This is a genomic window from Curtobacterium sp. ISL-83 (assembly GCF_018613895.1).
Lineage (GTDB): Bacteria > Actinomycetota > Actinomycetes > Actinomycetales > Microbacteriaceae > Curtobacterium.
Genome location: NZ_JAGGPH010000015.1, coordinates 74,392 through 84,682, shown reverse-complemented (window position 1 = coordinate 84,682; position 10,291 = coordinate 74,392). Strand labels below are relative to the sequence as shown.

Annotated in this window: 11 protein-coding genes; 9 read left to right on the top strand and 2 right to left on the bottom strand. The window is 71.2% G+C overall.

The window, feature by feature from the left end:
• On the bottom strand, positions 1–377 hold a 377-nt coding region (locus J7E22_RS14865), incomplete at its 3' end, for a hypothetical protein (RefSeq protein ID WP_214982613.1).
• Between the two features lie 48 nt (positions 378–425).
• Between J7E22_RS14865 and J7E22_RS14860 the strand changes: the two genes are divergently transcribed.
• The 9 genes from J7E22_RS14860 (at position 426) to J7E22_RS14820 (ending at position 9,757) form a co-directional block, all read left to right on the top strand.
• The gene (locus J7E22_RS14860) at positions 426–1,343 is read left to right on the top strand and encodes a hypothetical protein (RefSeq protein WP_214982612.1); all 918 of its coding nucleotides are present in this window, start codon (positions 426–428) and stop codon (positions 1,341–1,343) included.
• A 31-nt stretch (positions 1,344–1,374) separates the two neighbouring features.
• On the top strand, positions 1,375–2,349 hold the full coding sequence (locus J7E22_RS14855; RefSeq protein ID WP_251009219.1) for an HAD-IIA family hydrolase: 975 nt from the start codon (positions 1,375–1,377) through the stop codon (positions 2,347–2,349).
• A gap of 10 nt (positions 2,350–2,359) precedes the next feature.
• Positions 2,360–2,527, top strand: a complete 168-nt coding sequence (locus J7E22_RS14850) for a hypothetical protein (protein ID WP_214982611.1) — start codon at positions 2,360–2,362, stop codon at positions 2,525–2,527.
• Positions 2,528–2,546: 19 nt separating this feature from the next.
• Complete coding sequence (locus J7E22_RS14845; protein WP_214982610.1) at positions 2,547–3,341, top strand: TlyA family RNA methyltransferase; 795 nt, start codon at positions 2,547–2,549, stop codon at positions 3,339–3,341.
• Positions 3,338–4,264, top strand: a complete 927-nt coding sequence (locus J7E22_RS14840; RefSeq protein ID WP_214982609.1) for an NAD kinase — start codon at positions 3,338–3,340, stop codon at positions 4,262–4,264. Before J7E22_RS14845 ends, J7E22_RS14840 begins: the two co-directional genes overlap by 4 nt.
• On the top strand, positions 4,261–5,955 hold the full coding sequence (gene recN, locus J7E22_RS14835; protein WP_214982608.1) for a DNA repair protein RecN: 1,695 nt from the start codon (positions 4,261–4,263) through the stop codon (positions 5,953–5,955). The genes J7E22_RS14840 and recN overlap by 4 nt, the downstream gene beginning before the upstream one ends.
• Positions 5,956–6,261: 306 nt before the next feature.
• Positions 6,262–7,932 carry a CTP synthase gene (locus J7E22_RS14830; protein ID WP_214982618.1) on the top strand — a complete coding sequence of 557 codons (1,671 nt, stop codon included), beginning with the start codon at positions 6,262–6,264 and terminating at the stop codon, positions 7,930–7,932.
• A 187-nt stretch (positions 7,933–8,119) separates the two neighbouring features.
• Positions 8,120–8,707, top strand: coding sequence for an NUDIX hydrolase (locus J7E22_RS14825; RefSeq protein WP_214982607.1), 588 nt, complete (start codon positions 8,120–8,122; stop codon positions 8,705–8,707).
• A 12-nt stretch (positions 8,708–8,719) separates the two neighbouring features.
• Entirely contained in the window at positions 8,720–9,757 is a 1,038-nt protein-coding gene (locus J7E22_RS14820) for a site-specific tyrosine recombinase XerD (protein ID WP_214982617.1), read from the top strand.
• 25 nt (positions 9,758–9,782) lie between these two features.
• Here J7E22_RS14820 and J7E22_RS14815 read toward each other — a convergent pair whose 3' ends face one another.
• The gene (locus J7E22_RS14815) at positions 9,783–10,232 is read right to left on the bottom strand and encodes a DUF2510 domain-containing protein (RefSeq protein ID WP_214982606.1); all 450 of its coding nucleotides are present in this window, start codon (positions 10,230–10,232) and stop codon (positions 9,783–9,785) included.
• Positions 10,233–10,291 lie beyond the last annotated feature (59 nt).

The following is a 10,291-nucleotide window of genomic DNA, read 5'->3' as shown; positions in this document are numbered from 1 at the left end:
CTCGTGATGGTGACCGTCCGTATCGTGGTGGTTCTGACCGTCCCGCTCGTGACGGTGACCGTCCGTATCGTGGTGGTTCTGACCGTCCCGCTCGTGACGGTGACCGTCCGTACCGTGGTGGTTCTGACCGTCCGGCTCGTGACGGTGACCGTCCGTACCGTGGCGGTTCCGACCGTCCTTCCCGCGATGGCGACCGGCCTCGGCGTGACGGCGATCGTCCGTTCCGCGGGGGCTCCGACCGGCCGGCGCGGGATGGCGACGAGCGGCGGCGCTTCGGGGACGGCACACGTCACGTCGGCGCCCGCTTCGGTGAGGCAGCCCGTGACGACTGGGAAGACCGCGACCCCTACGGCATCAAGTCGATCCGGCCGAGGCACGAGGACCCCGAGATCCCCGAGGAGATCGATGCGCGCGACCTCGACAAGGTGGCCCGCGCCGAACTCAAGACCCTCAGCAAGGACAACGCGGACTGGGTCGCCCGGCACCTGATCGCCGCCGCGCTCTTGGTTGACGACGACCCTGAGACCGCCAACCAGCACGCCCTGAGTGCCGCCCGGCGTGCCGGTCGTGTCGGTGTCGTCCGTGAGACCGCGGCGATCACGGCCTACCGGCTGGGCGACTTCGCGACGGCGCTCCGCGAACTGCGGACGTACCGTCGGATCTCCGGGCGGAACGACCAGCTGCCGATGATGGTCGACTGCGAGCGCGGTCTCGGACGTCCCGAACGTGCGCTCGAGCTGGGCCGATCGGTCGACCGAGCTTCGCTCGACGTCCCTGTGCAGGTCGAGCTCGCGATCGCCATGTCCGGAGCTCGTCTCGACCTCGGGAATCCCACAGCGGCGCTCGGCGAGCTGGAGATTCCACAGCTCGACCCGTCGACGGCCTACACGTGGTCTCCGGCGCTCTACAGTGCTTACGCGGCCACGCTCGAGGAGCTCGGTCGCCAGGACGAGGCCGACGAGTGGTGGGCCCGTGTCGATCGGGCGGCCGAAGCCCTCGCCGAGGCCTCCGACGAGAACGCTTGGGAGACAGTTGATGTGGTCGAGGAAACGATCGAAGTCGAACCCGGAGACGGGGATGACGAGTTCGAGCAGCCAGACGAGCCTGGGCGGTCCGACGAGTTCGAGCAGCCCGGCGAACCCGAACGGTCCGACGGACCCGAACGGGCCGACGAGCCCGGTCGGGTCGACGGAGCGGTCCAGCTCAACGACGTCGACGAACTCGACGACCTCGACGAACTCGACGAGCCCGACGACGGGATCGACGAGCCCGGCCCTGCCGACGAACCCGGCGAGGTCGACGACGACAACCCCCGCGACGTCGACGGATCCGCAGCCGACTGACGGACCGGCGGCACCGACGGACGGCGTCGACCTGGTCCTGACCGACCTGGACGGCGTCGTCTACCGCGGGCGGAACGCGATCCCACACGCGGTGGAGGCACTCACCCGTGCCTCGCTGACGGCGCGGGTCGGGTACATCACGAACAACGCGTCACGCCGACCGGTGGACGTTGCAGAGCACCTCGAGCGCTACGGCCTCGAGGTCTCCGCGGAGGACGTCGTGACGTCGTCGCAGGCCGGCGTGCGGCTGCTGGCGACCCTCGTGCCGGCTGGTTCGACGGTGCTGGTCATTGGGGGTCTCGGGCTCACGAGCATCGTGGAAGAGGCCGGGTTCACGGTCACGGCCAGCGCTGACGACGCGCCGGCCGCGGTGATCCAGGGGTTCTCACCGGACCTCGGTTGGACGCAGCTCGCCGAGGCCTCGTTCGCGTTGGCCGATCCGTCCGTGCCCTGGGTCGCGACGAACATGGACTGGTCGATCCCCGTCGAGCGCGGCATCGCGCCCGGCAACGGCACGCTCGTGTCTGCGGTGCACCAGGCAGTCGGCCGCATGCCGGTGGTCGCCGGGAAGCCCGAGCGGCCCATCTTCGACGCGGCGCTCGCCCGGTTCGGCGGAGAGCGTCCACTCTTCATCGGCGATCGGCTCGACACGGACATCAAGGGCGCGAACGACGTCGGGATCCCGAGTGTCCTGGTGCTCACGGGGATCGACAAGGCCAAGCAGGTCCTCGCGGCCGACGAGCGCTCGCGCCCCACGTTCGTCCTCGGTGACCTCCGGGAGCTCTCGCAGCCCTACCCGGTGACGGTTCGCCGCGAAGACCCGGACGGCACGCGTTACGCCACCGTGCGGGACGCCACGGTCGCGATGCACGGGCACGTCGTCCGCGTCCTCGACGCCGGCGACGACGAGCTCGACCTGCTCCGTGCGGGTGCGGCGTTGATCTGGGAGTCGGGCCTGGCGATCTACGGTCTGGACGTGGACCCGAAGCTGTACGGCGGCGAGTAGCGTGTCGGACGTGCCGAACGACGACGAGCAGACGGTGGGCGGCGGATCTGCCCACGACTTCGCCGACCGCACGGCGGCAGCGGAGCAGCTCCCCCTCGACGCGCGGGCCGACGCGTTCGCGGCACTCCACGACGAACTCCGGACCCGTCTCGAGAGCGGCGGCTCGGCGAGTGCCTGACGCGCATCCCGAGGCGCCGATGCGACTCGACGCACTGCTCGCAGCCCTCGGCTCGGTGAAGTCCCGCACCGCGGCGGCCAAGCTGATCCAGGCGGGCAGGGTGACGGTCGACGGTTCGACCGTCGTCAAGCCGGCGACGCCGGTGTCCCCCGCAGCGGTGATCGTGGTCGACGACGCGGATCAGTGGGTGTCGCGGGCCGCTCAGAAACTCGTCCGCGCGCTCGACGTGTTCGAGGTCGATCCGGACGGGCGGGTCGCGCTCGACGTCGGGGCGAGCACGGGCGGTTTCACGCAGGTGCTCCTCGCACGCGGTGCGCGTCGCGTCCTGGCGCTCGACGTCGGACACGGCCAGCTCGATCCACTCGTGGCGCTGGACGACCGGGTGGTGTCGGTCGAGGGCGTCAACGCGCGGAACCTCACCGCCGACGACTACTCGGCACTCGACTCCGCAGCGACGGACACGTCGCTCGTCGTCGGGGACCTGTCCTTTATCTCGTTGCGCATGGTGCTCCCCGCACTCGCAGCCGCGGTGCCGGCCGACGAGTACGTGCTCCTCGTGAAACCGCAGTTCGAGGTCGGCCGCAGCGGTGTGCGGGAAGGCATCGTGCGCGACGCCGGTCTCCGCAACGACGCCCTGATGAACGTCCTCTGGGCGGCGTGGGACCTCGGTCTCGGGACGTCCGGTCTCGCGGCCTCCCCGGTCATCGGGACGCACGGGAACCACGAGTTCCTCGCCCACTTCCAGCGCGGTGTCGGTGTCAATCCGACAGAATGGATCGACCGGGCGACGGACCTGGCGGAAGGGCCTGCATGAGCGACGAACGGCACATCCTGCTGGTGTCCCACACGGGCCGGCGGGACTCGATCGACGCCGCGGTGGAGGTGTGCGACATCCTGCACGCCGCGGGCCTCACCCCGGTGATGCCCTTCGACGAGTACGCCGACATCCGACGTGCCGAGGCCTCCGTGGGCCAGGTTGACATCCTCGGTGTCGACGTCCAAGCGAACGCGCTCGAGATCGTCATCGTCCTCGGGGGCGACGGCACGATCCTCCGCGCCGCCGAACTCGTCCGCGGCACCGGCGCGCCCATCGTCGGCGTGAACCTCGGACACGTCGGGTTCCTGGCGGAGAGCGAACGCGACGGCCTGGCCGAGACCGTCGAGCGCGCACTGACCGGCGAGTACCACGTCGAGGAGCGGGTCACCCTGCAGGTGGACGTGGTCGTCGGCAACGAGGTCGTCTACTCGTCCTGGGCGCTGAACGAGGCCACGATCGAGAAGGCCTCGCGGGAACGCATGCTCGAGGTCGTCACCGAGGTCGACGGGCGTCCGCTGTCGTCCTTCGGCTGCGACGGGGTCGTCGTGTCGACGCCGACCGGATCGACCGCGTACTCCTTCTCGGGCGGCGGCCCCGTGGTGTGGCCCGACGTCGACGCGCTGCTCATGGTGCCGTTGAGCGCACACGCACTGTTCTCGCGTCCGATCGTGGTCGGGCCGGACTGCACGCTCGCGATCGAGGTGCTGCGGCGCACCAGCGGTGTCGGCGTGCTCTGGTGCGACGGCCGACGGACGCACGACCTGCCTCCAGGCGCGCGCGTCGAAGTGCGCCGCTCGCCGGACCCCGTCCGCGTCGCCCGGCTCAAGGACGCCCCCTTCACCGACCGTCTCGTCGCGAAGTTCGGCCTGCCGGTCACCGGATGGCGCGGCCCGCAGCAGGACGACGAAGGCCTGGCATGATCGAGGAGATCAGCATCTCCGACCTCGGCGTGATCGGTGAGACCACGCTCGAGCTCGGTCCCGGCTTCACCGTGGTGACGGGGGAGACCGGTGCCGGGAAGACGATGATCGTCACCGCGCTCGGGCTGTTGCTCGGTGCCCGGGCTGACGCCGGGTCCGTCCGTCGGGGCGCGTCGAGCGCGGTCGTGGAGGGGCGTTGGCACGTCCCGGGACACGATGCGGTCGCCGAGCGGGTCGAGGACGCCGGCGGTGCCGTCGAGGACGGCGAGCTCATCCTCACGCGGACGGTCTCCGCCGAGGGCCGGAGCCGTGCGACGGTCGGCGGTCGCAGCGCCCCGGTCGCCGTGCTCGGTGAGCTCGCCGACCAGCTGGTGACGGTCCACGGTCAGTCCGACCAGATCCGGCTGACGTCCGCGGCCGCACAGCGCGCGGCGCTCGACGGGTTCGGAGGACGGGTGCTCGAGGACGCGCTGTCCACCTACGTCAGCGCGTACGACGCGTGGCGGGCGCACGCCGCGGAGCTCGAGTCGCTGCGACGGGATCGAGACGACCGGGTCGCGGAAGCGGACCGGCTCCGGGCCGCGTCGGACGAGATCGAGGCGGCGGACCCGCAGTCCGGCGAGGACGTCGAGCTCGCGGAACGCGCCGAACGACTCGGGAACCTCGAGGAGCTCCGCCTCTCCGCCGGTCTCGCACACGAAGCGCTCTCAAGCGAGTCCCTCGACGGCGTGAGCGACGTCGTCGGCCTCGTCGAGTCCGCCCGCCGAGCCATCGAGCGGGTCGCCGGCTCGGACCCCGCGCTGCAGCCCGTGCTCGAGCAGCTGACGGAGCTCGGGATCCAAGCTGCCGATGCGTCGGCGAGCCTGTCGAGCTACCTCGGCTCCCTCGAGCCGGATGCGGGCCACGACCTCGAACTGATCAACGAGCGTCGCGCGCTGCTCTCGGGTCTCACCCGCAAGTACGGCGAGACCGTCGACGACGTCATCGCCTACGGGCAGCGAGCCTCGGATCGCCTGCTCGAACTGGACGGTGACGACGACCGTGTCGCCGCTCTGCAGCAGGCGGTGGAGCACGACGAAGAGGTCCTCGCGATGACCTCGGCCGACCTGACCGCCGCGCGGGAACGCGCGGCCGCTGAACTGTCGGAACGGGTCACCGCGGAACTCGGGAGCCTCGCGATGGCGGGTGCTCGGCTCGTGGTCGAGGTGTCCGACGGCGGCGAGTACCGCCGGCACGGGCGCGACCAGGTGGCGATCTTGCTCCAGCCGCACTCCGGCACGGATCCGCGGCCGATCGGCAAGGGTGCGTCTGGTGGGGAGCTCTCCCGCGTGATGCTGGCGATCGAGGTCGTCATGGCCGGCAGCACGACGGTGCCGACCTTCGTGTTCGACGAGGTCGACGCGGGTGTCGGCGGTGCGGCGGCCATCGAGATCGGACGGCGGCTGGCGCAGCTGGCGGAGCGGACGCAGGTGATCGTCGTCACGCACCTGGCGCAGGTCGCAGCGTTCGCGAACAACCACCTCAACGTCGTGAAGGACGCCAGCGGCGCGGTCACCTCGTCGAGCGTGCGGCGGCTCGAGGGCGAGGACCGGCTGCAGGAGATGGCGCGGCTGCTCTCCGGGCTCGGTGACAGTGCGAGCGGCATGGAGCACGCTCGTGAACTCCTCGAGGTCGCGGGCCAGTCCGCCTGACCGCAGCAGACGGCCGGGAGGCGCGGCGCGCGTCCTCGACGTCACTCGCGTCCGGAAGGTGCCGACTTGCTGGCTCGGTGCGAGGTTGGTTCCTCGCACCGAGCGGACAACCCCGCACCATCGCTCGGCTGCACCGGCCGGCCGGCGCGCCGGCCGGGCGGGCGGCCGGCCGTGCGGCGGGCGCAACGCCCGGAGCGAACTGAGGTCGCGCCTCCCGTCCGTTCTGACGTACGATGGAATCCCGTGGCGGACACTCTCAGCGGCGGTACCCAGAACACCTCTCAGCACGGCAACCAGACCCCGAAGGTGACGAAGCAGATCTTCGTGACCGGCGGGGTCGTCTCGTCTCTCGGCAAGGGCCTGACGGCGGCCAGCCTCGGCAACCTGCTCACCGCGCGCGGCCTCAAGGTCGTGATGCAGAAGCTCGACCCGTACCTGAACGTGGACCCGGGCACCATGAACCCGTTCCAGCACGGCGAGGTCTTCGTGACCGACGACGGCGCCGAGACGGACCTCGACATCGGGCACTACGAACGCTTCCTCGACATCAACCTGTCGCAGGCCGCGAACGTCACGACCGGCCAGGTCTACTCGACCGTCATCGCCAAGGAGCGTCGCGGCGAGTACCTCGGCGACACGGTCCAGGTCATCCCGCACATCACCGACGAGATCAAGCGGCGGATGCGCGAGCAGTCGGAGAACGACCCGCAGCCCGACGTCATCATCACCGAGGTCGGTGGCACGGTCGGCGACATCGAGTCGCAGCCGTTCATCGAGTCGGCGCGGCAGGTGCGCCACGAGCTCGGCCGGAACAACGTGTTCTTCGTGCACGTGTCGCTCGTGCCGTTCATGAACGCGTCGGGGGAGCAGAAGACGAAGCCGACGCAGCACTCCGTCGCGCAGCTCCGCTCGATCGGCATCCAGCCGGACGCCCTCGTCCTGCGGAGCGACCGTCCGGTGTCGGACTCGAACAAGAAGAAGATCGCCCTGATGTGCGACGTCGACGAGAACGCGGTCGTGAACGCGGTCGACGTGCCGTCGATCTACGACATCCCGTCGATGCTGCACGACCAGGGGCTCGACCAGGTCATCATCGACGCGCTGGGCCTCGAGGCCGACGGTGTCGACTGGTCGCGCTGGGACGGCGTGCTCCGCGCGGTGCACGAGCCGACGAAGGACGTCACGATCGCGCTCGTCGGCAAGTACATCGACCTGCCGGACGCGTACCTGTCCGTGACCGAGGCCCTCCGTGCCGGTGGCTTCGCCCACAACGCCAAGGTCACGCTGAAGTGGGTCGTGTCCGACGACTGCACGACGCCCGAGGGGGCCGCGAAGCACCTCGGCGATGTCGACGGGATCTGCATCCCGGGCGGCTTCGGCGTCCGCGGCATCGAGGGCAAGCTCGGCGCGCTGAAGTTCGCGCGTGAGCAGGGCATCCCGACGTTGGGGCTGTGCCTGGGCTTGCAGTGCATGGTCATCGAGTACGCCCGCCACGAGGCCGGTCTGACCGATGCGTCGAGCACCGAGTTCGACCCGGAGACCTCGACGCCGGTCATCGCGACGATGGCCGAGCAGGTCGACATCATCGCGGGTGGCGACCTCGGCGGCACGATGCGCCTCGGCCTGTACCCGGCGCACTTCACGGAGGGCTCGCTCGCCTCGGAGCTGTACGGCACGGCTGAGGCATCGGAGCGTCACCGTCACCGCTACGAGGTCAACAACGCCTACCGCGAGCAGATCGCGGACGCCGGTCTGGTGTTCTCGGGGACCTCGCCGGACGGCACGCTCGTCGAGTACGTCGAGCTGCCCCGCTCGGTGCACCCGTTCTACATCGCCACGCAGGCGCACCCGGAACTCCGGTCGCGTCCGACGAATGCGCACCCGCTGTTCGCGGGGCTCGTCGGTGCCGCGATCGAGCGGCACGAGGCGTCGAGCCTGTTCGACCCGCAGGAGGAGTCCGCCGACGCGGTCGCGTGACGCAGGAACAGACGAACGGGAGGTTCCCCACCGGGCACGGCCGGCCAGCCGCTGGCGCGTCTGTCCGGAACCGGCCGGCGTGGGCCCAGGTGCCAGTTGGCACCGCGCCTCCTGTCCGGTTCGGGTCACCCGCGCGGAGGCTGTGCGCGGATCAGGTTGCCGGGGAGGCGCGTGCTTGGATGGGCACGTGACTGACGCACCGATCGCCGACGAACCCGCCTCCTACGAGGTCACCGACTCCACCGTCGTCTACGAGGGCGCCGTGTGGAACGTCCGACGGGACACCGTCGCGTACAACGACGACGCCATGGTGCGCGAGTACATCGACCACACGGGAGCGGTCGGCGTCTACGCCGAGGACGACGAGGGGCGCGTGCTGGTCATCCAGCAGTACCGGCACCCGGTGGGTCTCCGCGACTGGGAGCTGCCGGCCGGCCTGCTCGACAAGCCGGGCGAGGACCACCTGATCGCAGCGAAGCGTGAGCTGGGCGAAGAGGCCGACGTCGAGGCCGACGAGTGGGAGCCGCTCGTGCGGTACAACACGTCGTCCGGCGGGAGCAACGAGTTCATCCAGATCTACCGGGCCCGTGGCATCCGGGCCACCACCACCGCGTTCGAGCGCGAGGCCGAGGAAGCCGACATCGTGCTGCGGTGGGTGCCCCGCGCCGAGATCGTCGACGGGATCCTCGCGGGCCGACTGCACAACTCTGCGCTGACCGTGGCGGCGCTCGCCGTGGATGCCATCGAGCGGCGCGACGCGATCGAGCGGCGCTAGCCTCGGGGGGTGATCCCGCTCGACCGTGCCATCGAGACCTACCTGCGGCACGTCGCCATCGAGCGGGGGCTCTCCCCGCACACGCTCTCGGCCTACCGGCGCGACCTCGGCGTCTTCGCTGACTGGCTGGCGTCGGCGCCGACCGTCGTGTCCGCCGGGGCCGACCGGGCTGGCGGTGCGTCGGTCGTGCCGGACGTGGCCCAGCTCGCTCGGGCTGACGTCGCCGGGTTCGTCGCGCACCTGACGACCCGACCGGAGGGCGCGCTGGCTCCACGGTCGGTGGCGCGGATGCTCAGCTCGGTGCGGTCCTTCACCGCGTTCGCCGCGGCCGAGGGGTGGATGCCGCTCGACTCCGCGACCGCCGTGCGGCCGCCGAAGGCCCCGATGCGGCTGCCCAAGGCGATCTCGGTGCACGACATGGAACGGCTGCTCGCGGCCGTCGAGGGGGACGACCCGGTCCAGCTGCGGGACCGGGCGCTGCTCGAGTTGCTGTACGCCACGGGAGCGCGGATCTCGGAGGCCGTCGGGTTGGCCGTGGACGACGTCGCGACGCTGTCGGACGAGCTCGCCGCGCAGTCGGACGGATCGGACCCGTCCGACGGCGCGGTCGCCGGCGGCGATGCACGGCCGAGCGAGGTCGCGGTGGTGCGCGTCACGGGCAAGGGCAACAAGCAGCGCATCGTGCCGCTCGGCAGCTTCGCACGGGCCGCGGTCGACGCCTACCTGGTGCGAGCACGACCGGTGTTCGCGGCACGGGGGCCGTCAACACCAGCGCTCTTCCTCGGTGCCCGCGGCGCCCGGTTGTCACGGCAGAGTGCCTGGCTCGTGATCCAGGCGGCGGCGGAACGCGCCGACCTGACCGCTCACGTGTCGCCGCACACGTTCCGGCACTCGTTCGCGACGCACCTGCTCGAGGGCGGGGCGGACGTCCGCGTGGTGCAGGAGCTGCTCGGGCACGCGAGCGTGGCGACGACGCAGATCTACACGATGGTCACCGCGGACATGCTCCGGGACGTGTACCAGACGGCGCACCCGCGAGCGCGGCGGTAGGAGCGCCGCACCGCCGCTGCGTCGGTCAGTACAGGTGGAACTGGGCGGACGCCGCCACGGCACCCGTCGCCACCGCGAGGACGAGCGCACTCGCCGCGACACTCCGCGCGAGCACACGCCAACCGCCGGTCGCACCCGGGTGCACGGCGCCGATGATCCCGGCCAGGGCGGCCCCGGCGCTCACCGTCCCCAACGGGTTGACGGCCACGGACAGGAGCGCGAGCAGTACCGCCACGAGGGTGACCACGCAGTAGCGGCGCACCTCGGAGGCGCTGGACGCCCACGACCGGACCCCGATCGACGACGTGTCCACCGAGAACGACGGACCGGCCGGCGCGACCACCAGCGGCGCCACGACCGGCTCGGAGCGGCTCGGCAGCGCACGGGTCGACGCGTCCCAGGTGCGCCCGTCCCACCAGCGCAGGCGGCTGGCGTCCTGGGGGTCCGGGAACCAGCCGGCGGCCGGCAGCGTCACGGTGTGCTCCTCGAGTGCGGCGGATGATGCACCTCCGACGCTACGAGGACGCACCGTTC